This is a genomic window from Dactylosporangium sp. NPDC049525 (assembly GCF_040676755.1).
In the GTDB taxonomy this organism is placed as follows: Bacteria; Actinomycetota; Actinomycetes; order Mycobacteriales; family Micromonosporaceae; genus Dactylosporangium.
This window is the reverse complement of sequence record NZ_JBFAPO010000063.1, coordinates 1-24,623: the sequence shown is the minus strand read 5'-3', so window position 1 is coordinate 24,623 and position 24,623 is coordinate 1. Positions and strand designations below refer to the sequence as shown.

The following is a 24,623-nucleotide window of genomic DNA, read 5'->3' as shown; positions in this document are numbered from 1 at the left end:
CAAAGTGTATCGACGCCCGCCGGACGGTGCGTCACCGTAGAGTGCGGCAATGGGTCATCCCGCGCTGCGCGACGCCGAGAGCACCCCGTTCTGGCTGGACCGGGACCGCCCCGACCCGCACCCGCCGCTGCGCGGGGCGACGACCGCGGACCTGGCGGTGGTGGGCGGCGGGTTCAGCGGGCTGTGGACGGCGCTGCTGGCGAAGGAGCGCGACCCCGGCCTCGACGTCGTGGTCCTGGAGGGCCGGCGGATCGGCTGGGCGGCCAGCGGGCGCAACGGCGGCTTCTGCGCCGGCAGCCTCACCCACGGCCTGGCCAACGGCGTCGAGCGGTTCCCGGACGAGATCGAGACCCTGGAGCGGCTGGGCCGGGAGAACCTCGACGGGATCGAGGCGGCACTGCTGCGTCACAAGATCGACTGCGGCTTCGAGCGGACCGGGGAGCTGTCGGTGGCGACCGCGCCGTGGCAGGTCGACGGGCTCCGCGAGGGCCTCGACATCTCGCGGCGGCTGGGGCGGCGGGTCGAGTTCCTCGACCGGGACGCGATCCGGGCGGAGGTGCGCGGGGCGACCTACGAGGCCGGCGTGTGGGACCGCGACGGCACCGCGATGCTCGACCCGGCGCGCCTCGCGTGGGGCCTGGCCGAGGCGTGCGCGTCGCTCGGGGTGCGGTTCCACGAGGGCACCCGGGTCACCGACATCGGCAAGGCCGGCGGCGGGCTGCGGCTGCGTACCCCCGACGGCACGGTGACCGCGGCGAAGGTGGCGCTCGGCACCGGGGCCTTCCGGTCGCCGCTGCGGCGGGTCCGGCCGTTCATCGTCCCGGTGTACGACTACGCGCTCATGACCGAACCCCTGACGGAGGCGCAGCGGGCATCCATCGGCTGGGCGCGCCGGCAGGGCATCGGCGACGCCGCCAACCAGTTCCACTACTACCGGCTCACCGACGACAACCGCATCCTGTGGGGCGGCTACGACGCGGTCTACTACAACGGCGGCGCGATCCGCCCCGCCTACGACCAGCGACCGTCCACATCGGACAAGCTGGCGGCGCACTTCTTCGAGACATTCCCGCAGCTGGACGGCCTGCGGTTCACGCACGCCTGGGGCGGGGTCGTCGACACCTGCTCGCGGTTCTGCGCGTTCTTCGGCACCGGGTACGGCGGGCGACTCGCCTACGCGGCGGGCTTCACCGGACTCGGCGTCGGCGCGACCCGCTTCGGCGCGCAGGTGATGCTGGACCTGCTCGGCGGCGAGCCGACGCCGCTGACCCGGCTGCGGATGGTGCGCGCCAAACCGGTGCCGTTCCCGCCGGAGCCGGTGCGCTCCGGCGTCATCCAGCTGACCCGGTGGTCGATCGCCCGCGCGGACCGGCACGAGGGCCGCCGCAACGCGTGGCTGCGCACCCTGGACCGGCTCGGCCTCGGCTTCGACTCCTGAGAGCGCCCAGCCTTCGTTGAGAGCGCCCAGCCCTCGTGTGAGCGCCCAGCTCTCGTGAGAGCGCCCAGCCTCAGCGTTGCGCCTGGGCGATGACCTCGCGGACGTGCCGCGGCCGGGCGATGCCGTGCAGCACCATCGGCCGCTGCTCGGCGCGCCGCCACGAGCGCTGCATCCCCACGTCCCGCAGCGCGTCCATGACCCCGGGGAACTCGCCGAACGCGATGCTGCCCGTGTCGCCGGTGGCGTCCTCGCGCATCACCGGCGGCTGCAACATCCGCAGGTAGACCTCGGTGCGGCGGCGCCACGGCCGGCGCCGCTGCGCCACGATGCGGCGGTCCGTCACGGTGTAGGTGGTCGAGCGCCGCTGCACCTGCCGCACGAACAGCCGGCCGACGGTGAAATACAGCCCGAAGACGAGGAACAGCCCGCCCCACACCTGCATGAACACCGGCCCGGTGGCGATCGCGGCGGCCTCCCAGACCAGGACGAACGCGAACCACACCAGCGACAGCGGCACGATCGCCCAGTCGGTGCGCTCGAACAATGGAACGCGCTGCGGCTCACCCGTCCACAGCACCCGCTCGCCGGTGCTCAACTGGAGGTCATCCTGCATGGCCGCATTGTCCACCCGATCCGCGCGCGGCGGTGTCCCGTCAGGGCCCGGTCGCGACCGGGCGGTCCGGGTCGGTGATCCAGTCGCTCCAGGATCCCGCATACAGCCGCGGCGTGAACCCGGCCAGCTCCAGGGCGAGGATCTCGTGGGCGGCGGTCACCCCGGAGCCGCAGTACGCGGCGACCGGCCGGTCGTCGGTGACGCCGAGGGCGGCGAACCGCTCGCGGAGCCGCTCCGGCGGCAGGAACAGCCCGTCGGCGTCGCTGTTGTCGAACGTGGGCGCCGACACCGCGCCCGGGATGTGCCCGGCGACCGGGTCGAGGGGCTCGACCTCACCGCGGAAGCGTGGCCCGAGCCGGGCGTCGAGCAGGACCCCGTCCTTGACGAACGCCGGCACGTCCTCGGCCGTGAGCAGGTCGTCGCGGGGCTCGCCGGCGGTGAAGTCGCCCGGCGGCACCGGCACCGGGTCGCCGGACTCGGTGGGCCGCCCGGCGCGGACCCAGGCGGCGATGCCACCGTCGAGGACCCGCACGTCGCGGTGCCCCCAGTGCCGCAGCATCCACCACAGGCGGCCCGCGACGGAGGCGTCCCGGTCGTCGTAGACGACCACCGGGGTGCCGTCGCTGACGCCGAGGCGGCGCATCGCGGCCTGGAACGCCGCGGCGGTCGGCAGCGGGTGCCGGCCGCCGGCGCCGGGTGGCGCGGCGAGGTCGGTGTCGAGGTCGACGAACCCGGCGCCGGGCAGGTGCGCGACCCGGAACCGGTCGAGCGCCGGAGGCGGCTGCGGCGTCCATCGCGCGTCGAGCAGCGTGACGCCGTCCCCGACGTCCTCGACCCGCACGAGTGGATTCATCCGTCACCCTCCAGCGCTCGACCATGCCTACCCGATGGCGCTGATCCTATGCGCAGGCGGCGTCGGCACCCGCCACGTTGACCGCCGTCCACGCCTTCTGGACCGCCTTGTACTCCGCGCCGCAGCTGCCGTACAGGTCGGCGGCCGCCTGCAGGGTGTACGCGCGGGCGGTGTTGCCCGGGTTCTCCGCGTTCACGTAGGCGGTGTTCGAGGTGAAGTACACGTCCAGGGCCCGGTACCAGATCTTCTCCGCCTTGGCCCGGCCGATGCCGGTGACCCCGGCCGCGGAACCGCAGACCGGTGACGTGCCGAACGCGGTCTTGCCGGTGCCCTCGGCGAGGTCGAAGAAGAAGTGGTTGGCCACGCCCGAGGACAGGTGCACGTCGACCCCGGCGGTCGCGGTCGACCAACAGCTGTGCGACTCGCCGTCCAGGGCCGGGTTGTACATGTAGCGCAGCGGCGTGCCGTTGCCGTTGATGTCGATCTTCTCGCCGATCTGGTAGTCGCCGGGGTCGGCGGCGTTGTTGGCGTAGAACTCGACCATCGTGCCGAAGATGTCGCTGGTCGCCTCGTTGAGACCGCCGGACTCGCCGGCGTAGGTGAGGTCGCCGGAGACGCTCTTCTCGGTGATGCCGTGGCTCATCTCGTGCCCGGCGATGTCGAGCTGGACGAGCGGGTGGGTGTTGTCACGCCCGTCGCCGTAGGTCATCTGGCCCCGGTCCCAGAACGCGTTGACGTACGCGTCGCCGAAGTGCACCCGGGACGGCACCCCGCGGCCGTTGTCGCCGATGCCGCGGCGGCCGTGCACGGACTTGAAGTAGTCGAAGGTGACCGCGGCGCCGTAGGCGGCGTCGACGGCCGCGGACGCCGGGTCGGTGGTCTTGCCGTCGCCCCACGTGTTGTCGGCGTCCGTGAACAGCTTGCAGCTGCCAGACTCCTGGTGCTGCATGTCACAGACGGTGCCCCGGCCGTGCGTGGTGTCGGTCAGCCGGAACGTGGTGCCGAACTTCTGGGTGTCGATGCCGACCTTGCCGCTGTACAGGCTGTTGCCGCTGCCCGTGACCGTCTCGACCTCGTCCCAGGAACTGATGAGCCCGCCGCTGTGCGCGTCGGTGAGCACGTGCAGCCGCGACGGGGTCTGCCCGTCCTTGGCGACACCCTCGACGACGTTCTCCCAGGCGAGCCGGCCGACGCCGGTGGACGCGTCGATGAGCAGCCGGGGCGCGCCGGTGCCGGCGACCTTGCCGGTGAAGTGGGACTTCGCCGCGGCCATGGCGTCGGTCGCGGAGACCTTCGGCGTGATGTCGACCTGCAGCGGCTTGGCCAGGCTGTTGGACGCGCCCTTGTACGCGCCGCCCGGCCCGGTGTGCACGACGATGTCGCCGCCGTGGACGCGCAGCCCGCGGTACGTGCGGGTGTAGCGCACGTGGGCGCCGCCGCCGGCGTCGTCCAGGCGGCTGCCGTAGAAGGAGAACCGGTCCTCGCCGGTGGCGCGCACGTCACCGGCGTGCGCGTCGAGGGCCTTGCGGGCCGGCGCGGCGGCGGGGTCGGCGGCCTCGGCCGCGGACGGGTCGACGGACGGCTCGGCGGAGGTGGCGTCCTGCGGTTCGTCCACGTTCGCGGAGGTCGTCGAGGACGGGGTGGACCGCGGCGAAGGTGTGCAGCCGGTCACCACAACGGCTGAGGCCGCCGCGACGACCACGAGTAAGTGGCGAAATGACATGGGATACAGAACGCAGGATTCCGGCCGCCGGTTCAGCCGTCCGCCGGTCTTTGGCACGAAGCCGGGAGTTCGCCCCGCCTGGTTGTCGGATGGTTGACGTCTCCGTCTATGTTCGGGGACATCATCGAGACGGGGAGATGTTTCTTGGCAACCGCGTGGCGTCGACTCATCCGCCGGGCCGCGACGAGCCCGGGCCGGCTCACCACGCTGACGGCCGTCGTGGTCGTGCTCGGCCTCGCGTTCGGGCTGGCCGGCGTCCTCACGATGCGGGCGAGCGTCGGGCTGGTCCGCGACGTGACCGACCGCAGCGGGCCGCTCAGCCTGCAGGCGCAGGACATCTACCGGTCGCTGTCCGACGCCGACGCGACCGCCGCCAGCGCGTTCCTCGGCAACGGGGTCGAGCCCGCGCAGCTGCGCAAGCGCTACCTGGATGACATCGCCAGGGCGTCCTCGGCGTTGACGGTCGCGTTGCACAGCGCGGAGGGCCGCAGCGCGGCGGCGCTCGGCGTCCTCGTCCGGCAGATCCCCGTCTACACCGGCCTGGTCGAGTCGGCCCGCACCTACAACCGGCAGGGCATTCCGCTCGGCGGCGCCTACCTGCGGGAGGCGTCGGCGCTGATGCGGCAGACGATCCTGCCGGCGGCGCAGGAGCTGTTCCGGGCCGAGGCGACCCGCCTGTCCGACGCGCAGCGGGCCGTCGCCCGGTGGCCGTGGACAGTGACCCTGCTCGGGCTGGCGCTGCTCGGTGCGCTGGCGCTGACCCAGCGGTACCTGGTGCGCCTGACGAACCGGCGGCTCAACCGCGGCATGATTCTCGCCACGCTCGCCGCGATCGTCGCGTTCGGCTGGCTGGCGGCGGCCACCAGCGGCGCGGCCGGGCACATCAGCACCGGCCGCGACGGCGGGTCCGAGCAGGCCGGGCTGCTCGCCGAGGCGCGGATCACCGCCCTGCAGGCCCGCGCCGACGAGGGGCTGACGCTGATCGCCCGCGGCGACGGCAAGGCGTTCGAGCAGGACTTCACGGTCATGATGGAGCGGCTCGCCGGCAAGGACGGCAAGGGTGGCCTGCTGCAGCGGGCGCACGACGAAGCACCCGACGCCGCGGCCCGCGCGTCCGTGCAGAGCGCCCAGCAGCACGCCGCGGACTGGCTGCGCATCCACCAGGAGGTCCGCAAGCTCGATGACAGCAGCCAGCACACCGAGGCGGTGAAGCTCGCCACCGTCGGTGACGCCAGCGCGGCGAGCGTCGCCGGCCGGCTCGACGCGGCCCTCGCCGAGGGCATCGCCGGCGGCGGACGCCGCTTCGACCGGGAGGCGACCAGCGCCGGTGACGCGCTCGGCGGCGCCGACGTCGCGGTCGCGCTGCTCGCCCTCGCCGTCGCGGCGGCCGCCGCGTTCGGCCTGAACCAGCGGATCGCGGAGTACCGATGAGAATGACAAGGATCGTCGCCACGCTGTCCTTGCTATCCGTGCTGTCCCTGCTGGCGGGCTGCGGGCAGGACCCGGCGACCCCGGCGGTGGACAGCTCGGCCGCCGCCGCCGTGCCCCGGCCCCTCAACGTGCAGGACCCCGCGGAGATGCCGAGCCCGCCGGCCACGTCACCGCCGGCGTGCGACCCGCGCGCCAGCCTCCGCCCGCCGGCGTCCTTGCCGCAGCCGGGGAAGATGCCGGCCGGCACCGCCATGGCGAGGATCGCCGAGCGGGGCCGGCTGATCGTCGGCATCGACCAGAACGCGTACCTCACCAGCTACGCCGACCCGATCACCGGGCAGGTCGTCGGCTTCGAGATCGACCTCGCCCGGGAGATCGCCAGGGCGCTGCTGGGCAACCCCGACGCCATCCAGTGGCGCGCGATCACCACCGCCGACCGGATCCCGGTCCTGCAGCGGCGCGAGGTCGACATGGTGATCCGCACCATGACCGCGACCTGCGAGCGGATGCAGCAGGTCGCGTTCTCCACCGAATACCTGACCTCCGCACAGCGGCTGCTGGTCAACCGCGACTCCGGCATCAAGGACTTCGCCGATCTCGCCGGGCGCAAGGTGTGCGCGACGCGGGGGAGCACCAGCATCGTCACCATCATGAAGCAGCCGTCGAAACCGATCGCGGTCGCCACCGACAGCACCCTGGACTGCCTGGTGCTGCTGCAGCAGGGGCAGGTCGACGCGGTGTCCACGGTGGACGTGCTGCTGCTCGGCCTGGCCGCGCAGGACCCCAACACCGAGGTCGTCGGGGCATCCGTCAGCGACGAGCCGTCCGGCGTCGCGATGCCCCTCGACACGCCGGAGCTGGTCCGATTCGTCAACGGGGTCCTCGACCGGGTCCGGGCCGACGGCACCTGGACCCGGATCTACAGCCAGTGGTTCGCCAAGTACGGGCCGGTGCCCGCGCCCCCGCCCGCGAAGTACCGGGACTAGCCGGGGCATGCGGACCGACACCGACCGGGTGATCGCCGAGCTGGCCGCCACGCACGACCGGCTGGCCGCTGCGCTGTACACCGTGGACACCCACCCGACCCACGCGCTGCTGCGCGGCGTCGAGCCGCGCGGTGCGACGGCCAGGCTGTGCTCCGGCGTCGACGTCGGCCGGCTGTGGGCCGGGTTCGTCGCGGCCCGGGACGTCCTGGAGCGGCTGCGGGCGCTGAGCGGCCGGCACCGCGACGCCGACGCCGCCCGCATCCTGGCGGCCCTCGTGCCGGTCGACCCGCTCGACGGCCTGCCGGACCTGCCGCCCGCCGCGTTCCTCGCCGACCTGGAGCGGCGGTGCGCCGAGACCGTCGACGCCCTCGACCGGATCGGGGCGGCCAGGGCGGCGCTCACCGAGCGGATCATCGAGCTGGACACGGCCCTCGAGGCGGCCGTCGCCGCGCACCACCGGCTCGGCGCCGACCACACCCCGACCACCGGACCGCTGCGGCAGCGGCTGCAGCAGGTGTACGGCGAAGCCCTGCACGACCCGTTGACCGTCGACGAGGCCGCCTGGTCGGCGCTGCGCGACGAGCTCGCCACGACGGTCCGGCGGCTGTCGGAGCTGGCCGCGCTGCGGGTCGCGCTGCCCGGCCGCCTCACCCGCCTCGACATGCTCCTGGACGCCCTCGCCGCCGCGGAGCAGCGGGCCCGCCAGGCCCGCGCCACGGCCATGGCGAAGATCGCCGACGCCGGGCTGCCCGACGCCGCCGACGTCCACGACCGGTGGCGGGCCGCGGTCGCCGACGTCGTCCGCGCCACCGACGCGCTCGACCTGGCCGGCTGGCCCGCGCTCGACCGGCGCATCGCCGCCGTCGACCGGGACCTCGGCGCCGCCGTCACCGCCGCGGAGGACCGGGTCGCGGCGGCCACCGGCCTGCTCGACCGGCGCGAGGAGCTGCGCGGCCGGCTGGAGGCATACCGGGCGAAGGCGGTCCGGCTCGACCGCGTCGAGGAGCCCGACCTGATCGAGCGGTACCGTGCCGCCCGCGACCTGTTGTGGGCGGCACCGTGCGACCTGCGGGCGGCGACCAGAGCCGTCTTCGCGTACCAGCAGGCGCTGTCCGGCGCCGCCGAAGGGAGTGCGACATGAGTCGCTGTTCGCGTTCCGGCTGCCCGGGCTCGTACGACGAGGACGGGTACTGCGACGAGTGCGGTCACAAGGAGGCCGGGGCCGCCGCCGCGCCGCCGGCGCCGGTGACCGAGGGCTCGACGCCGTCCATCGCAGGGCGCACCTCGGGTCGCACGACCGGCCGGGGTCGAGGTGCTGCGGTGCTGGCCGCGCTGCCGGTCGTGCCGCGCCGCGACCCGGCCGGCGCGGTCCTGCCCGACCCGCAGGTGCCGGAGCACCGCCGGTTCTGCGGCAAATGCGACCAGCCCGTCGGCCGCTCCCGCGACGGCAGGCCCGGGCTCGTCGAGGGGTTCTGCACGAACTGCCGCACCCAGTACAGCTTCCGCCCCTCGCTGCCGCCCGGCGCCGTGGTCGCCGGCAGGTACGAGGTGCTCGGCGCCATCGCCTACGGCGGCCTCGGCTGGATCTACCTCGCCCGGGACCGCAACGTCGGCGACGAGGTGAGCGACCGCTGGGTCGTCCTCAAAGGACTCATCGACTCCGGCGACGCCGACGCCACCGCCGCCGCCATCACCGAACGGCGGTTCCTGGTCGAGGTCGACCACCCGTCGATCGTGAAGATCTACGACTTCGTGTCGCACCCCGACCCGCGCAGCGGCGACCGGGTCGGCTACATCGTCATGGAGTACGTCGGCGGCCTGTCGCTGCGGGACATCTTCCTCGCCCGCCCGGTCACCGGCGGGGTCCGCCAGTCGCTGCCGCTGACGCAGGTCATCGCCTACGCCCTGGAGATCCTGCCGGCGCTGGGCTACCTGCACGAGCGGGAGCTGCTGTACTGCGACTTCAAGCCCGACAACGCGCTGCACACCGACCAGCGGGTCAAGCTCGTCGACCTCGGCGCGGTGCGGCGCGCCGACGACGACGTCAGCGCCGTGTGGGGCACCGTCGGTTACCAGGCCCCGGAAGTCGCCTCGGTCGGGCCGTCGGTTGCCTCCGACCTGTACACCGTGGCCCGGTCGATGGCGGTGCTCAGCTTCGACTTCCGCGGGTTCACCACCACGTTCGCCGACCACCTGCCGGACGCGGCGAGCGTGCCGCTGCTGGCCCGCGAGGAGTCCTACCACCGGCTGCTGCTGCGGGCCACCGACCCCGACCCGGCCCGCCGGTTCGGCTCCGCCGCGGAGATGGCCGAGCAGCTCACCGGCGTGCTCCGGCAGGTGCTCAGCGCCGGCGACGGGCAGCCGCGGCCGAGCGTGTCGAGCCAGTTCACCGGCGAACGCAGGGCGTTCGGCACCATGGCCGGCGTCATCACCGCCGAGTCCGTGCGGCCCGCCGGCACCGTCCAGAACGCCGGCACGCTCCAGATCACCGCTGCCGCCCAGACCGCCGGCGCCGTTCAGAACGGTGGTGCCGTTCAGAACGGTGGTGCCGTTCAGAACGGTGGCGTTGGTCAGAACGGCGGTGCGGCCCGGAGCGGCGGTGCGGCGGCGCGGCCGGACGGGGCGGAGATCGTCGCGGCGCTGCCGGTGCCGACCGTCGACCCCGCCGACCCCGGCGCCGCAATCCTGGCGACGATGCAGACCGCCGACCCGGCGATGCTGTCGTCGGCGCTGTCCTCCGTCGGCGCCGACGGGGTCGAGGTCGCGCTCGCCGTCATCCGGGCCCGCATCGCCGCCGGTGACCTCGACGGCGCCGCCGCCGACCTGGCCGCCGTCACCGACCCTGACTGGCGCGTCGACTGGTACCGCGGCATGGCCGCGCTCGCCGGTGGCCGGCCCGACGAGGCCAGGGCCGCCTTCGACGCCGTCTACGGCGCGCTGCCCGGCGAGCTCGCCCCGCAGCTCGCCCTCGCCGCCGCGGCCGAGGCGGCCGGCGACACGGACACCGCGCTGCGCCACTACGCGGCGGTCTGGCGCACCGACCGGACGTTCGTCAGCGCCGCGTTCGGCGTCGCCCGGATCCTCGCCGAACGCGACGACCTGTCCGGCGCCGTCGCGATCCTCGACGCGGTCCCCGACAGCTCCAGCCACAGCGTCTCGGCGCAGGTCGCCGCGGTCCGGGCCCGGCTCGCCGCGCCCGTCGCCAGCCTCGCGGAGCCCGACCTGCTGGACGTCTCCGGCCGGGTCGAACGCCTCGGCCTGGACGTCGAGCGCCGCGCCCGGCTCACCGTGGAGACCTTGCGCACCGCCCTCGCCTGGGTACAGGCCGGCCACGCGGGCACCGCGACCGTGCTGACCCACCGGCTGGCGGAGCGGGACCTGCGGCTCGGCCTGGAACACGCGTTCCGGGTGCTGGCGAAGGTCGCCCCCGACCGGGAGACCCGCATCGACCTCGTCGACCAGGCCAACCGGATCCGCCCGAGGACCTGGCTGTGACGGCCGCCTGCCCGGCGTGCGCGGCGTCCACCGTGGACGGTGACCGTTTCTGCGAGTCGTGCGGCACCCCACTGTCCCCGGCAGCGGACAGCTCCTTGGCGGTGGACGGTTCCCCGGCGGCGGACGGGTTTTCGGCGGCCGGCGGAGACGTTGGTCAATTGGACGCAGGTCACATTGACCAACGTCTGGGGGAGGAGCGACCACAGGTCCCGCCGTCCCCTGGCGCCGCTTCGCGCGGCGGTGCTGAGCCCGGCGCTGCCGGCGGTGTGTGGCTGTCGTCGCGGGCCGTCGACGGGCCGTGCGTCGCGTGCGGGACCGCGGTCGGCGGCGACGGATACTGCGACGGCTGCGGGCGCCGGCGCAACGCCGGCAGCGACCACGCCGAGCACGACCTGCCCGGCGTCGCCGCCGTCACCGACCGGGGGCTGCGCAAGAGCCGCAACGAGGACGCGTACGCGATCGGCGTGGCCGGCGGGCGCCGCGCCGTCGTCGTCTGCGACGGGGTGTCGAGCGCACCGGACTCCGACGCCGCCGCGACCACCGCCGTCGTCGAGGCGATCGGGGTGCTCGTCGGCGGTGGCGACATCGCCGGTGCGTACCGGTCGGCGGCGGCCGCGGTCGCGAAGCTCGCCGGTTCCAGCGCCCCGATCGACGCGCCCGCCTGCACGTTCCTTGCCGCCGTCGTCGAGGACGGGCAGCTCACCGTCGGGTGGGTCGGTGACAGCCGGGCCTACTGGCTGGACAGTGACGGCGCCCGCTGCCTCACCGTCGACGACTCCCTGGCCGGGCAGCTCGCCGCGGCCGGGGTCGACGCCGGCGCGCTGCGACTGTCCGCGCAGGCCGCCGCGCTGACCCGGTGGCTCGGCGCCGACGCGCCCGCCGGCGACCCGCACCTCACCACCCTGCGCCCCGCCACCGCCGGCGTGCTGCTGCTCAGCAGCGACGGGCTCACCCGGTACCCCGCGTGGACCGACGCCGTCGAGGGCAATGGCGGCGCACCCGCGCTCGTCCGGCGGCTGACGGCCTTCGCCCGCGACGCCGGCGGGGCGGACAACATCACCGTCGCCGCCGTCCCGTTCGACCCCGAACCATCGAGAGGAGCGCCGCGGCCATGACCGACGAGTCCAGCGGTGTCGTAGCGGAAGTCTTCCAGAACGAGTTCCTGCCCGAGGGCGCCACCGTGGCCGACGCCGTCGTCACCGTCACGGCCCGCACGGGCTCGGGCACCGGCGCGGCGGCCGGCGCACCCGCCGCCGAGGTCATCATGATCGACTGTTCCGGGTCGATGAGCGGCGAACGGATCGTCGAGGCGCGCAAGGCCGCCGCGGTCGCGGTCGACACCCTGCGCGACGGCGTCGCGTTCGCGGTCGTCGCCGGCACCGACTGGGCCCAGATGGTGTACCCGGAGCAGCAGGTCCTCGCCGTCGCCGACGCCACCACCCGCGCCGCCGCGAAACAGGCGATCCGGCACCTGCGGGCCGGCGGCGGCACCCAGATCGGCACCTGGCTCACGCTCGCCCGCGAGCTGTTCCTGGCCGACCGGGCCGAGATCCGGCACGCGATCCTGCTCACCGACGGCCGCAACGGCGAGTCCACCCGCACCTTCCAGGCGGCCCTGGACCAGTGCGCCGGCCTGTTCGTCTGCGACAGCCGCGGCGTCGGCCAGGGCTGGAGCGCCGCGGAGCTCATCAAGGTCGCCGACGCGCTGCTCGGCACCGCCGACGGCATGAAGGACCCGGCCGGTCTCGAGGCCGACTTCCGCTCGATGATCGAGGCCGCCATGGGCAAGACCGTCGCCGGTGTGGCCCTGCGCCTGTGGACCCCGGTCGGCGCCCGGATCCGCTTCGTCAAACAGGTACACCCCGAAATCCTCGACCTCACCGACCGGCGCACCAACGTCAGCGCGCGCGTCGGCGACTACCCGACCGGCGCGTGGGGGGCGGAGAGCCGCGACTATCACCTGTCCGTCGAGCTCGACCCGGGCACCGTCGGGGTCGTCGGCGAGGAGAAGCTCGTCGCCCGCGTCAGCGTGGTGCGCGGCGAGGAGGTCCTCGCCAAGGGCCTCGTGCGCGCCGTGTGGACCGACGAAGAGGCGAAGTCGACCCGGCTCAACAAGCGGGTCGCGCACTACACCGGCGCCGCCGAGCTCGCCTCCGCGATCCAGGAGGGCCTCGCCGCCCGGGAGGCCGGCGACACCGTCACCGCGACCGCCCGGCTCGGCCGGGCCGTCCAGCTCGCCACCGAGTCCGGCCGGTCCGACACCGTGCAGCTGCTCGCCCGGGTCGTCGAGGTCCAGGACGCCCGGACCGGGACGGTGCAGCTCAAACGCCGCTCCGAGAACAAGGACGTGGACATCGACGCGGAGATCGCGGCGATCGGGTCCCGCAAGACGACGCGCGTCCGCCCCAGCTGAAGGAGACCATCATGGCCGCCTGCCCGAAGGGCCACGAGTCGGAGACCACCGACTACTGCGACGTCTGCGGCGCCGCCATGACGGCCGGACCCGCCGGGCCTGCCGGGCCTTCTGGGCCTTCTGGGCAGGAGCCGGCCGGGCCGTCGTCGGCGTCGTCGCCGGGGACCGCCGCCTGGGCGTCGCCCCGGGCGGCGGCGGGCCCGGCGGCCCAGCCGGGCGCGTGCCCCGAGTGCGGGACACCGATGACCGGGCGGTTCTGCGAGGTCGACGGCTTCGACGCGCTCGCCGCCCCGGTGCCCACGGCGGCGGCCACCGCCACGACGCCCTTCCCGGCGGCCACTGCCGGCCCGGCCGTGGCCGCGACGCCGGGCGACGTGCAGGAGGCCACGCTCGCCGTGTCCACGGTGACGTCGGCCGGTCCCGCGCCCGCCGGTCCCGCCACGAACGGCACCGCCACGGCCGCGGGGTGGCACGTGGTGGTCTCCGCCGACCGGGCCCACTTCGACCGGGTCGAGGGCTGGAACGGACCCGATCCCACGATCGTCTACCCGCGGTTCTGCCCGGAGCGCCGGTTCCCGCTCACCGGCGAGCAGGTCCTCATCGGCCGGCGCAGCCGCTCCCGCGGCAGCTACCCCGAGATCGACCTGGCCGGCCCGCCCGAGGACATCGCCGTGTCGCACCTGCACGCGCTGCTCGTCGCCCAGCCCGACGGCGGCTGGGCGGTGGTCGACCTACGCTCCGCCAACTGTACGTTCGTCAACGACGCCACCGACCCCATCCAGCCCGAGCTGCCCGTCCCGCTGGCCGACGGCGACCACATCCACGTCGGGTCGTTCACCCGCATCACCCTGCGCGCGACGCCGCTGTAGCCGGCGGGCGACGTCCGCGACGGACGGGCCGCCGGCGAAGCACCACAGCGCGATGACCGGGTCGCAGATCGCGCACCCGAACGACGAGTCGTGCGCGAACGGCAGCAGCGGCTCGCCCCGCACGTGATGCGCCACGTCCCACGCGGTGTGCAGCAGCCAGCCGACGCCGATCCAGCGCCATGACCCCAGCCCCCGGAACGCGACGAACGTCATCACGGTCGTGAACACCAGCTCGCCGGGTCCGAAGGTGCCGCCGCTGATGTACGCCGCCCCGGCCCCGGCGATCATCAGCGCGTTGAACGGCCGGCGATGCCGTTCGGGCACGAACGAGTTGGCGGCCGCGTAGAGCAGCCCGATGAGCACGGGCCCCAAGATGAACATGCCGCGACGCTAAGTCCGCCACGGACCCGGCGACAGCGCCCCGCCTGCCACGTTCCAACGGGTTCCGGCCGCCCGGCCCGGCTCCGCGGCGTGTCGCGTCCGTCCGGGCGGCGAGCAGGTTCGCACCGTGCCGCAGCTACGGACGGACCAGGGCCCGGAAGCCGTTGGCGGACGGCTTCCGGGCCGGTCTCAGATCACCCCTGTCCGTATCCGTTGCACTGGCGCCCGCCGTTGATGCAGTAGGTCACCAGATACGCCTGCCGAGCCGCGTCCCACCCGTTCATGAAGTCGTAGTGGAACGTGTAGCTGGCTCCGGAGGAGTACGCCAGGTTCGACGTGTTCCCGCCGGGCAGCTTGTAGGGCAGCTTGATCTCCAGCATCGGCAGCGGCACCGGGTGCGAGGTCGGGCAGACCCCGCTGACCGGCCACGCCATGTGCGACTTGTGGTCGGCGGTGTCCAGGTGTACGCCGTCCCAGCAGCTCGGAGCGGTCATCCGGACGACCAGCGACGAGCCCGACGGGCACGACGCGGGGATCTCGTTGCCCTTGTAGCCGGGGCACTGCCAGTTGCCGGTGAAGTGCGCGGCGTCCGGGGTCTTGGCGTCGCCGACGAGCAGCTTGAAACCCGCCGGGAACGGTTTGACGGTGCGGTAGTCCTTGACGTCGGACTTGTAGTAGACGGTCGGCTTGTCCGGCAGCACCGGGTTGCCGTTCTGCAGCAGCGTCGGGAACCAGTACCCGGACGCGTCCAGCTGGTCCTCGCAGGAGGTGGCGCCGCCGACCAGCGACGCCGGGGTGGAGTTGGCGTTGGTGGCCGGGTTGCCGATGAACGAGTGGTTGTGGGAGGCGCCGGCGAGCCCCGGGAACACGATGGGGTCGTCGCCGAGCCGGTGGTTGACGGTGCAGTTGGCGTGCATCTCGTGGTACTGCGTGCGGGGCGGGTCGTCCGCCGCGGCGGCGGTGCCGAGCCCTCCGATGGTGGCTAGCACCGCCGTCGTGACGGCGACGACGAGGATGCGCCGGCCCGGACGAATCCGGGCACGGGGCAGCATGGACCTGATGCTCATAGCAACTCCTTGGCGGTGGAATCGAGCATCTCCAATGGGATGAAACCCGACGCTAGCAGCGCGTTCTTTCCGTCGACAACCGTTTGCCACCGGTTGCCAGTTGGATCAAGCGTCCACTGTGGACAGCGCCTGGGCGAGGTCGGCGAGGATGTCCTCGAGCTCCTCCAGTCCCACCGACAGCCGCAGCATCGCCGGGTCGACCCCGGACGCCGCGAGCTCTTCCGGGCTCTGGTGGGCGAACACCAGGGAGGCCGGGTGGGTGATGAGCGTCTCGGGACCGCCGAGGCTCACCGCGTTGCGGCACAGGCGGGTCGCGCGCAGCACCCGCGTCGCGGCATCCGCATCGGCGACGGTGAAGGCGAGCATCCCGCCGGACCCGCGCATCTGCCGGCCGGCCAGGTCGCGCTGCGGGTGGCCGGGCAGGCCCGGGTGGTGCACCGCGCGCACGGCGGGATGGGCGGCCAGGAACTCGGCGACGGCGAGGCCGGACGCGTTGTGCCGGGCCATCCGCAGCGGGAACGTCTTGAGCCCGCGGGCGAGCAGCCACGCCTCGAACGGGTGGCAGACCGGCCCGAGCACCCGCGCGGTCTCCCACGCCTTCGCGACCAGCGCGGCGGAGCCGGTGACGACGCCGGCGGTGACGTCGCTGTGCCCGTTGAGGTATTTCGTGGCCGACTGGACGACCAGGTCGACGCCGAAGTCCAGGGGCCGGGTGTTGTACGGGGTGGCGAACGTGTTGTCGGCGATGATGACGGCGTCCGGCGCGGCGGCCCGGACCGCGGCCAGATCGGTCAGGGTCAGCTGCGGGTTGCTGGGCGTCTCCACATAGACGACGCGGGTCGACGGGCGCACCGCGGCGGCGAGGTCCTCCTGCGGCACCAGCCGCACGTCGACGCCGAGCGCGGGCAGCATCGTGCTCAGCAGCGTCAGCGTCCCGGTGTAGTGGCTGCGTTGCGCCAGCACCTCGTCACCGGCGACCACGGTGGACAGCAGCGCCGCGCTGACCGCCGCCATGCCGCTGCCCACCAGCAGCGCGGCCTCGGCGCCGTCGAGGTCGGCGAGCATCGCCTCGGCCTCACGGGCGTTGGGCGAGCCGTAGCGGGTGTAGTAGCCGCCGGGAGCCACCGCGGCCGCGATCTGCGCCGCCTCGGCGGTGCGGGGCAGCTCGTAGGTGCTGGTCTGGTGGATCGGTGTGACGAGCGGCGTGCCGCCCGGCTGCGGCGCGACGTTCGGGTGCAGCAGCCGGGTCATGCTCGGTAGTGCGTTGTCCATGGACCCACCCTCGCACGGGTGCGTCCGGCTCAACCGGTGGTGGGGTGCACCCGCCACGGCTCGCCGTGCAGCCCGCCGCGCTGGTTCATGCCGTCCTTGATGCGGTTGCCGAGGTCGGCGGAGATGCCGGGCGCCAGGTAGGGCGGGATCTCGATCGCGTCGGCGATGTACCCGTCGCCGTCGCCGGTGTACTCGACGCGCAGCGCGACCGGCCCGCGGTCGGTCTCCAGCACCACGAACACGGTGCCGTCCGGGTCGCCGGTCATCGTGGTGCGCCGGCCCAGCATCATGCAGGAGGTGATCGCGCCATACGGCGTGCTCTGCGCGGTCGTGCCCTCCGGACCCCCGGCGAGCAGCGCGCACGTGCCGCGCTGCCGGGCGGCGAGCGTGTCCGACCGGCCCGGGAAGCCCGTCGCGACGAGGAACCCGACCACCACGACGAGCACGCCGGCCACGCCGCCGCACCACCACCAGAGACGTTTCATGCCCACCTTGATACCGGAAACCTTCCGAAGATGTAGTACCGGGGAGCTACGGCGAGATGATCCCGCAGCGTGACGACGGTACAGGGGTGCCGCTCGTACCGTCGATCCATGGCCCTGCATGCCCTAGCCGCTCGCGTGGCGGACGCGACCCCGCCGACCCGTGACCGCGCCGTGGACGGGCTGCGTGCCCTCGCGATCGGTGGCGTCGTCCTCGGCCACTGGCTGGTCACTGCGCTGGTCACCGACGGTGACACCGTGCGTGGCGCCAGCCCGCTGCGCTTCCAGCCGGAGCTGGCGCCGGTGTCGTGGCTGTTCCAGACCCTGGCCGTGTTCTTCCTGGTCGGCGGCTACACCGCGGGCCGGCCGCGGACGCAGCCGTACCGGCGGTGGCTGGCGGCCCGGCTGACCCGGCTGCTGCGTCCGGTGCCGCCGCTGCTGGGCGTGTGGGCGCTGGTCGTGGCCGGGCTGCTGGCCTCGGGCGCCACCGACCGCACGGTGCACACGCTGGTGAAACTGGTCCTGTCGCCGCTGTGGTTCCTGCTGGTCTTCGCCGCGCTGACCGCCGCGACGCCGCTGGTGTCCCGGGTGCACTGGCAGTGGCCGCTGAGCGTGGTGATCGTGGTCGACGTGCTGCGCTTCGGGCCGCTCGCCCCGGCCGTCCCGGCGTGGATCGGCTGGGTCAACCTGGCCGCGGGCTGGCTGGTGCCGTTCTGCCTGGGAATCGCCTGGTCGCGCGGCACCCTGCGGCTGCGCCGGACCGGCTGGCAGCTGCTGGTGGGCGGGGGTGCCGCGACCGTGGTGCTGATCCGCTGGTTCGGCTACCCGGCGTCGATGGTCGGCGTGCCGGGCGAGGGCATCTCCAACCTCAACCCGCCGACCCTTGCCGCGGTCACGTTCGGCCTGGCGCAGTGCGGTCTGGCGCTGCTGCTGCTCGGCCCGCTGCGGGCGCTGCTGGCGCGCCCGGTCGCGTGGGCCGGGGTCGCGCTGCTGAACCTGTCCGCGATGACGGTGTTCCTCTGGCATCAGACCGCGATGATCACTGTGACGCTCGCGGTGGACGGTACCCGGCCCGGGTTGCACACCGTCCCCGACACGCCCGGATGGATGGCGGCGCGGGTGCTGTGGCTGCCGGCGTTCGCGGTGGTCCTCGCGGGCTGCTGGGCGGCGTTCCACCGCTTCGAACGCGGCCCGGCCGGCGCCCGTTCCCGCGCCACCTGAGCATCGCGCGGTGATGCGAATATTCGGATAAGACGGACATATCAGAGCATCGCTCGCTATGTTCCGTTCATGGCTTCAGCTTGGCTCAGGACATCAACCGTGCTCATCACGGCCGTCGTCGCCCTCGCTCCGGGGGCAGTCGCACAGGCGAATCCCGTCCCGCCGGCCGCCCCGCCGCAGTCGGTGACCGTGCAGGCCGGCGACACGCTGTGGGGGCTGGCCCGGCGCAACGGCACCACGGTCGCGCAGCTGCAGCTCCTGAACAACCTCGGCACCTCGACGCTGATCAGAATCGGTCAGACGCTGACCCTCACCGAGTCGAGCCGGGCCGCGCGGGTCGCCACCGCCGTCGCCTACGCGAAGGCGCAGATCGGCAAGCCGTACAAGTTCGCCACCGCGGGACCGGCGACGTTCGACTGCTCCGGGCTGGTCATGCGAGCCTGGCAGGCGGCCGGCGTGCAGCTGCCGCGGATCACCTACGACCAGATCAAAGTCGGACAGCGCGTCACCCGCGACCAGCTGGAGGCCGGCGACCTGGTGTTCACCAACAACGGCGGCCACGTCATGCTCTACATCGGCGACGGCCAGGTCGTGAACGCCGGCCACACCGGCGTCTCCATCCGCCAGCAGGCACTGCCCCGCACGGAGGCGGTCGTGGCGTTCGTCCGGCTGCCCGACCGGTGACCGCCCGGCGCTAGCGCGCGGCGATCCCGGCGACGTCGTCGAGCTGCTGGAGCAGGTCGTGCGCGGCCAGCTCGACCGCCTTGTGCCGCCACTCCGAGGCCCGGTACACGCACGCGATCAGCCCGCTGCGGTGCACCCGGCGCAGGTCGCCGCAGACGAACGCATACCGCGCCTTCGTCTCGTCGGTGGCACCGACGGTGAGCCCGAGGTGCCACCTGGCGTACTCCTCCCAGGAGTGCCGCTCCAGGTACGCGTTCTGCTGCTCGGCCTTCGGCTGCGCCGCACCCCAGTCACTGTCCAGCACGTACTGGCGCGCGTCGATGAGCTTGCGCACGTAGAGCACCGCCGCCTCGTTCGCCTCGTATTCGGCCATGCCCTCCGCGATACCCTCGCCGCGGCCCGCTCAAAACCGGGCGCCGCCGCGGTCAGGCCAGGTGGCGCTCGATCCCGTCGGTCATCGCGGCGAACTCGGCCGGTAGGTCGACGCCATAGCGGTCCGCCAGGACGAGCACCGACCAGAGGCAGTCCGCGAGCTCGTGGCCGAGCCGCTCGCGGGCGTAGGCGGCGATCAGCTCAGGGTGGGGTGAGCCAGGCGGCGATGGCGGCGACGTCCTCGCGGGTGAGGCCGCACCGGCGGTCGACGGCGTGCAGCAGCGCCGGGCCGGGGTGGTGCGCGGCGACCCATTCGCGGTCGGCGGCGGTGATCTCGTCGTCGACCCAGACGAACGGCCGGCCGGCGGCCCAGGCGACGAGGCCGCGCGTCTTCCAGTGCACCGGGCCGGCCGCGGCGTCCTCGTCGGGCCAGTCGACGACCGGCAGCTCCGGCAGGTCGAGCAGCGGGGCGATGACCTCGTTGGCGTCGGCACCCCAGGTGGTGGCCCAGACCAGGTCGCACGGCAGAGCCGCCAGCCAGGGGCCGTGGCGCGGGTCGAGGCGCTCCAGCAGCGGGTTGCCGCGCGCCGCCTGCCGGATCCGTGCGGTGGCCGGCGCGCCGTAGCCCTGCGCGCCGTGGCCCGGCGCGCCGAACGGGATCAGCGGACCGTCGACGTCGAGGAACAGGATCGGCCGCACCCTCACAGGGTATCGAGGCCGCACGGTCCGCCGGCTCGTCGGCCGGCGCCGCGCCGGCTCGTCAGCGGTGGTCGCGTTTGACCGGCAGCAGCGGGGTGAGCAGTGGGGCGAGGGCGTCGAGCATGGGCCGGCCGAACACGCACAGCGTCTGCTCCCACGGGTGGCCGAAGGTGCCGGTCGAGGCGTCCTCGCTGACGAAGGCGTAGTAGTCGCCGTTGGGCACGACCAGGCGCCACAACGGCTCCTGCGACACGGCCTGCACGTGGGGGTGGAACCAGTGGCAGTCGTGCTCCCAGTCCAGGGCGACGACGCGCTCGCCGGGGGCGAAGACGCGGGTCATGGCGAGCAGCGCCAGGGCGTTCACGGCGCGTTCGGTGGCGTTGAACGCCGACTGCTCGGCCGCGGTGAAGAAGCCGGACAGGTCGAACGTCACCGACGGCGACGGCTCGTCGATCGCCGGCACCGCGCCCGGCACGAACCCGTAGCGGGCGGTGAACGGTGCCCACAGCTCGTCGTACCGCTCCGGCGGCGCCACTTCCCAGCCTTCCACGGCTGCAACCTATCAGCGCTCAGCGGCGGATCGGGTGGAGGCGGATCATGCCGCGGCTGTCGCCGGTGGCGAGCCAGGCCCCGTCGGGGCTGAACGCGAGCGACTGGATCGGGGCGCCGGTGGGGCCGCTGGCCGCGATCGGCCGGCGGCCGGGGACGTCGAGGAGCACGACGCGGCCCGTGCCGTCGCCGGTGGCAAGGAGGGCGCCGCGCTGGTCGTACACCATGGAAGTGATCTTCGCGGGGTGCCCGAGGTCGCGGGCGGTGCCGGCGACCGTGGCCGTGGCGGGGTCCCAGAACTCGACCACGACGGCGCCGCCGGCGAGGGCGGCCACGGCGAGCGTGCGGCCGTCCGGGCTGAACGCGAGCCGGGTGGCGGGACTGGTGATGAGCGCGGCGACCGGGGCGCGGCCGGCCACGGCGTACACCTCGACGGTGCCGTCACGGCCGAACGCGGCCCACCGGCCACCCGGGTCGAGCACGGCGTCGGCGGAGGACACAGTGGGGGAAGCGGCGGGCGGGGGCAGGGCGCCGAGCTCGCTGCCAGCGGCGAGGTCCCACAGCCGGAACGTCCCACCGGCGAAGCCGACCGCGATCGGAGTGCCGTCGCTGCCGAACGCGATGTCCGCGATTCCCGCGGTCGCCCGCACCGCACCGGTGGTGACCGGCACGGCCGTCGGCACTCCGGTCTGCGCCGCGGTGTCGGTACGCCATCTGCGGCCGCACTCGTAGCCGCCGGTCGCGAACGTCGCACCGTCGGGGCTGAACCGCACCGCGCGCACCGGATTGGCGTGCCCGGCCAGCGGCGCGCCCCGCTCGGCGTGGGCGGCGACGTCCCACAGCCGGACCGAGGAGTCGCCGCCGCCGGACAGCAGCGTCGCGCTGTCGGGGGCGAAAGCGAGGGCGAGGATCGCGCCGCTGTGGCCGGGCAGTTCGGTGGCGGCGGACAGGCCGAGGGCGGGCCCGAGTGACGGCTGCTGCCCCGGCGGCCGGGCCTGCTGCCCCGACTGCCCCGACGGCCCCGACCGCTCCGGCGAGGGCCACCACACGGCGACGGCGGCGATCCCCGCGACGAGCGCGGCGAGCACCGCCCACACGCCGGCGTCGCGGACCCGGTCCGCGAGCGAGGGCGGCGCGACCGCCGCGGGGTCGAGCACGGGCTCGTCCGCCCAGGCGGGTCCGGACGCCGGCGGCAACGGATCGAACGGCAGCCGGACGGTCGACCCGGCCGCGTCCTCCGGCGACCGCGGCCCCGGCAGCGCCAGGCCCGGCGGCAGCGGTTCGAGCATCGCCAGCACCGAGGTCAGCGGATCGTCCGGCGACGGCGGCAGCGGCATGCCCGGCGGGCGCTGGCCGGGGATCAGCGGCGCCAGGTCGACGCGCAGGCTGCCGGCGGCGACCACCAGCTCCGGATGGTCCAGGACGCTCGGCGCGATCTGCGTCGCCCGGTGCAGCAGGGTCGCCGCGAGCGGCACCCGGGAGCCGCCGCCGACGAGGAACAGCCCGGCGATCTGGTCGGGGATGATCCGGGCGGCCGCGAGGGTCCGCAGCGTCACGTCGACGGTGCGGCGCAGGTACGGCAGCGCGAGCGCCTCGAACTCCTCCCGCGTCACGTGGATCGTCGCGGCGGCGACCGGGATCCGCAGGTCGCCGGTGGCGTGCCGGGACAGCTGCTCCTTGACCGCGCGGGCGCCGTGCCACAGCTGGTGGCGGGCCTCCTGGTCGGGCTGGGTCTGCGGCCGGTCGAGCCGCTGCCACACGGCGGGGCCGGCGTCGACGGTGTCGCGGGCCAGCCCGACGACGGCGGCGTCGAGGTCGAGCCCGCCGACGTCGGCGATCCCGGCCGAGGCGACGACCTCGAAGCCGGCCCCGGTGGCTCGCACGGCGCTGACGTCGAACGTGCCGGCGCCCAGGTCGTAGACGACCAGGCACTGCCCGGGCGGCACGTCCCGGCCGAGGTCGCCGGTGAGGTACGCGGCCGCCGCGACCGGCTCCGACACGAACCGCACGGTGCCGAGCCCGGCCCGGTCGGCGCCCTCGGCGAGGACGGCGAGGCGGGTCGGACCCCACGTCGCCGGGTGCGTCAGCACGACGGTCCGCGGCGGGGCGCCGGTGGACCGCTCCGCCTCGGTGCCGACGCGGCGCAGGACGGCCGCGACGAGGTCGACGACGGTGATCTCGCGCTCGCCGAGCAGGACGGTGCGGTCGTCGATGCGCCGCTTCGGGTTCGGCTCGTACGCGGCCGGGTACGCGACCGCGGCCCGCTCCGCGTCGGCGCCGGTGAGCAGGTCCCCGCCGGGCGCGGCGAACACGGCCGAGGACAGCAGCGGGCTGGCGTCGAACAGCAGCGGCCGGGCGACCCCGTCGGCGCCGGCGAGCATCGCGACGGTGGTGGAGGTGCCGAAGTCGATGCCGAGCCCCGCCGCGCCGTTCGTCACCACCCGCTGACCCTACGGAGTTCCGGCCGGTCAGCGGTACACACGGACGAGGTACTCAGGCGGCGTGCAGGCGGTGCAGCAGCAGGCCGGCCATGGCCCGCACGCCGATGCCGATGGCGCGTTCGTCGGCGGCGAAGTCGGGGGCGTGCGGGATGCCGTTGACGCCCGCGCCGGGGTCGGCGACGCCGAGCCAGAACATGGCGCCGGGGGCCCGGTGCAGGAACAGCCCGAAGTCCTCGCCGCTGAACGGCCACGCGGCGTGCATCGTCATGACGGTGTCGACGCTGGGGTCGTCGCGCAGGTAGGCGGCGGCCGCCTCGGTGTGCGCCGGCGAGCACACCATGGCGGGGAACGGCGGGCCGGGGAACGTCACGGTGGCGCCGGCGCCGGCGGCCAGCTGCCGCAGCTGCTCGCGCAGCTCGGGGTGGCGGGACTCGGGCCACGCGCGCAGCCACACGTCGGCGGTGACCGGGTCGGCGTCGGCGTTCAGCCGCGAGTCGGCGAAGACGAACCTGGCGAGCGGGCCGTCCGGGGTCTGCAGCGCGGACAACAGCGCGGCGAAGTCCTCGGCCGAGCCCGGGCGGGTGACGGTGGTCAGCTCGGCGACCTGCTGGAGCAGCCGCCGGCCGGCGTCGGCGGCGCCGGGCCCCGCCAGCTCGAAGTGGCAGGTGTCCTGGCCGGGGTGGCCCGCGCCGGGCATCGCGGTGATGACGCCGACCGGGAGCGGGGCGCAGTGCAGCGCGTACGCCTCCCGCGCCGGGTAGCGGTCCAGGACGCCGTCGTCGATCATCGCCTGGGCGCCTTCGAGGGTCTCCTCGGCCGGCTGGAACACGACCACGACCCGGCCCGCGAGCCGGTCCCGCAGCCGCGCCAGGGTCTCCGCAACGCCGACGCCGATCGCGGTGTGCAGGTCGTGGCCGCACAGGTGCGCCGCGCCCGGCACCTGCGAGGCGAAGTCGGAAACGTACCGCTCGTCGTCGGCGACGGCGTCCATGTCCGCGCGGTACAGCAGGGTCGGGCCGGACCCAGCGCCGTCGAGAAGGCCGTCGACGACCGTGACGACGCCGTGCCCGCCGACGCCGGTGTCCACGGCCAGCCCGGCGGCGCGCAGCCGGTCGGCGACCAGGGCGGCGGTGCGGGCCTCCCCGCCGGCCAGCTCCGGGTGCCGGTGAATGTCGCGCCGCAGCGCGATGAGCCCCTCGTCGGACAGTGCCGCCGCCGCATCGACAGCCTTGTGTACCTCGACCCCCGTCATGCGGCACATGATAGCGATCGCGCTCGACGTACGGGTGGGGAGTCGTTACGCTCTGCGTCTTGTCGCGTCCCCGCCGACGGCGTAGAGGCAGGTCAGTTTGGACGAGCAGCTCCGCGAACCGTCGGCGCCGCCGGCCGCACCCTCCGCACCCTCGGCCGCGCCCTACGTGCCGCCCGCGCGGGCGGCACGGCCCGGGGACACGGTCCAGCCGTTCGGGCCCGGCACGGAGGCGCTCAGCCCGGTGCGCCCGGCGCGCCCGGTGCACCCGGAGTGGGACGGCACGCGGGCCGACCACCTTGCCCGGGCCGCGGCGCAGGCCGGGCAGGCGGCGCAGGTCGCCGCGCAGGCGGCCCAGGCCGCGCAGGCCGCGGCGCAGGCGGCC

Annotated in this window: 21 protein-coding genes and 2 pseudogenes; 11 read left to right on the top strand and 12 right to left on the bottom strand. The window is 74.5% G+C overall.

Translation table 11 applies throughout. From position 1 onward, the window contains the following. Window positions 1-49 precede the first annotated feature (49 nt). Complete coding sequence (locus AB0K00_RS48230; protein ID WP_363536746.1) at window positions 50-1,438, top strand: FAD-dependent oxidoreductase; 1,389 nt, start codon at window positions 50-52, stop codon at window positions 1,436-1,438. A 70-nt stretch (window positions 1,439-1,508) separates the two neighbouring features. Here the strand turns inward: AB0K00_RS48230 and AB0K00_RS48225 are convergent, their stop codons facing one another. The 3 genes from AB0K00_RS48225 to AB0K00_RS48215 are packed head-to-tail and all read right to left on the bottom strand — an operon-like array spanning window position 1,509 to window position 4,519. Then, entirely contained in the window at window positions 1,509-2,051 is a 543-nt protein-coding gene (locus tag AB0K00_RS48225) for a hypothetical protein (RefSeq protein ID WP_363536743.1), read from the bottom strand. A gap of 40 nt (window positions 2,052-2,091) precedes the next feature. Beyond that, entirely contained in the window at window positions 2,092-2,904 is an 813-nt protein-coding gene (locus tag AB0K00_RS48220) for a sulfurtransferase (RefSeq protein WP_363536740.1), read from the bottom strand. A 46-nt stretch (window positions 2,905-2,950) separates the two neighbouring features. Continuing rightward, window positions 2,951-4,519: a M4 family metallopeptidase gene (locus AB0K00_RS48215; protein ID WP_363536737.1), complete on the bottom strand. Its 1,569-nt coding sequence runs from the start codon at window positions 4,517-4,519 to the stop codon at window positions 2,951-2,953. Window positions 4,520-4,771: 252 nt separating this feature from the next. Between AB0K00_RS48215 and AB0K00_RS48210 the strand changes: the two genes are divergently transcribed. The 7 genes from AB0K00_RS48210 to AB0K00_RS48180 all read left to right on the top strand — a co-directional run bounded on the left by AB0K00_RS48210 (window position 4,772) and on the right by AB0K00_RS48180 (window position 13,821). Continuing rightward, complete coding sequence (locus tag AB0K00_RS48210; protein ID WP_363536735.1) at window positions 4,772-6,058, top strand: hypothetical protein; 1,287 nt, start codon at window positions 4,772-4,774, stop codon at window positions 6,056-6,058. Beyond that, window positions 6,055-7,044, top strand: coding sequence for a glutamate ABC transporter substrate-binding protein (locus AB0K00_RS48205; RefSeq protein ID WP_363536732.1), 990 nt, complete (start codon window positions 6,055-6,057; stop codon window positions 7,042-7,044). The genes AB0K00_RS48210 and AB0K00_RS48205 overlap by 4 nt, the downstream gene beginning before the upstream one ends. A gap of 7 nt (window positions 7,045-7,051) precedes the next feature. Beyond that, the gene (locus tag AB0K00_RS48200; RefSeq protein ID WP_363536729.1) at window positions 7,052-8,185 is read left to right on the top strand and encodes a hypothetical protein; all 1,134 of its coding nucleotides are present in this window, start codon (window positions 7,052-7,054) and stop codon (window positions 8,183-8,185) included. Further along, complete coding sequence (locus AB0K00_RS48195; RefSeq protein WP_363536726.1) at window positions 8,182-10,539, top strand: tetratricopeptide repeat protein; 2,358 nt, start codon at window positions 8,182-8,184, stop codon at window positions 10,537-10,539. Before AB0K00_RS48200 ends, AB0K00_RS48195 begins: the two co-directional genes overlap by 4 nt. Before the next feature lie 266 nt (window positions 10,540-10,805). Then, window positions 10,806-11,654, top strand: coding sequence for a protein phosphatase 2C domain-containing protein (locus AB0K00_RS48190; RefSeq protein ID WP_363536723.1), 849 nt, complete (start codon window positions 10,806-10,808; stop codon window positions 11,652-11,654). Further along, window positions 11,651-12,952 (top strand): VWA domain-containing protein, encoded by a 1,302-nt coding sequence (locus AB0K00_RS48185; protein WP_363536720.1) that lies wholly within the window; start codon window positions 11,651-11,653, stop codon window positions 12,950-12,952. Before AB0K00_RS48190 ends, AB0K00_RS48185 begins: the two co-directional genes overlap by 4 nt. Before the next feature lie 11 nt (window positions 12,953-12,963). Beyond that, on the top strand, window positions 12,964-13,821 hold the full coding sequence (locus AB0K00_RS48180; RefSeq protein WP_363536717.1) for an FHA domain-containing protein: 858 nt from the start codon (window positions 12,964-12,966) through the stop codon (window positions 13,819-13,821). 33 nt (window positions 13,822-13,854) lie between these two features. On the opposite strand, the pseudogene AB0K00_RS48175 reads toward AB0K00_RS48180, so the two are convergent. The 4 genes and pseudogenes from AB0K00_RS48175 to AB0K00_RS48160 form a co-directional block, all read right to left on the bottom strand. After that, window positions 13,855-14,202: pseudogene (locus AB0K00_RS48175) on the bottom strand (DUF6010 family protein); the annotation flags it as partial. Window positions 14,203-14,396: 194 nt separating this feature from the next. Beyond that, a complete protein-coding gene (locus AB0K00_RS48170) occupies window positions 14,397-15,269 on the bottom strand; it encodes a DUF1996 domain-containing protein (protein WP_363536714.1) in 873 nt (290 codons plus the stop codon). Between the two features lie 105 nt (window positions 15,270-15,374). Continuing rightward, window positions 15,375-16,541 (bottom strand): PLP-dependent aspartate aminotransferase family protein, encoded by a 1,167-nt coding sequence (locus AB0K00_RS48165; protein WP_363536711.1) that lies wholly within the window; start codon window positions 16,539-16,541, stop codon window positions 15,375-15,377. A 29-nt stretch (window positions 16,542-16,570) separates the two neighbouring features. Then, window positions 16,571-17,026 carry a hypothetical protein gene (locus tag AB0K00_RS48160; protein WP_363536708.1) on the bottom strand — a complete coding sequence of 152 codons (456 nt, stop codon included), beginning with the start codon at window positions 17,024-17,026 and terminating at the stop codon, window positions 16,571-16,573. 108 nt (window positions 17,027-17,134) lie between these two features. Here AB0K00_RS48160 and AB0K00_RS48155 point away from each other — a divergent pair, with 108 nt between their 5' ends. Together AB0K00_RS48155 and AB0K00_RS48150 are read left to right on the top strand one after the other, a co-directional pair. Continuing rightward, complete coding sequence (locus AB0K00_RS48155; RefSeq protein ID WP_363536705.1) at window positions 17,135-18,244, top strand: acyltransferase; 1,110 nt, start codon at window positions 17,135-17,137, stop codon at window positions 18,242-18,244. Between the two features lie 69 nt (window positions 18,245-18,313). Next, on the top strand, window positions 18,314-18,928 hold the full coding sequence (locus AB0K00_RS48150; protein WP_363536702.1) for an NlpC/P60 family protein: 615 nt from the start codon (window positions 18,314-18,316) through the stop codon (window positions 18,926-18,928). Window positions 18,929-18,938: 10 nt separating this feature from the next. Here AB0K00_RS48150 and AB0K00_RS48145 read toward each other — a convergent pair whose 3' ends face one another. The 5 genes from AB0K00_RS48145 to AB0K00_RS48125 all read right to left on the bottom strand — a co-directional run bounded on the left by AB0K00_RS48145 (window position 18,939) and on the right by AB0K00_RS48125 (window position 24,241). Further along, window positions 18,939-19,301, bottom strand: a complete 363-nt coding sequence (locus tag AB0K00_RS48145; protein ID WP_363536699.1) for a hypothetical protein — start codon at window positions 19,299-19,301, stop codon at window positions 18,939-18,941. A gap of 200 nt (window positions 19,302-19,501) precedes the next feature. Further along, the gene (locus tag AB0K00_RS48140; protein ID WP_363536696.1) at window positions 19,502-20,005 is read right to left on the bottom strand and encodes an HAD domain-containing protein; all 504 of its coding nucleotides are present in this window, start codon (window positions 20,003-20,005) and stop codon (window positions 19,502-19,504) included. A gap of 55 nt (window positions 20,006-20,060) precedes the next feature. Next, window positions 20,061-20,549 carry a DUF2716 domain-containing protein gene (locus tag AB0K00_RS48135; RefSeq protein ID WP_363536693.1) on the bottom strand — a complete coding sequence of 163 codons (489 nt, stop codon included), beginning with the start codon at window positions 20,547-20,549 and terminating at the stop codon, window positions 20,061-20,063. 19 nt (window positions 20,550-20,568) lie between these two features. Next, complete coding sequence (locus AB0K00_RS48130; RefSeq protein WP_363536690.1) at window positions 20,569-22,989, bottom strand: Hsp70 family protein; 2,421 nt, start codon at window positions 22,987-22,989, stop codon at window positions 20,569-20,571. A 52-nt stretch (window positions 22,990-23,041) separates the two neighbouring features. Beyond that, the gene (locus tag AB0K00_RS48125; protein WP_363536687.1) at window positions 23,042-24,241 is read right to left on the bottom strand and encodes a M20/M25/M40 family metallo-hydrolase; all 1,200 of its coding nucleotides are present in this window, start codon (window positions 24,239-24,241) and stop codon (window positions 23,042-23,044) included. A gap of 97 nt (window positions 24,242-24,338) precedes the next feature. Between AB0K00_RS48125 and AB0K00_RS48120 the strand changes: the two are divergent. Next, window positions 24,339-24,623: pseudogene (locus AB0K00_RS48120) on the top strand (hypothetical protein); the annotation flags it as partial.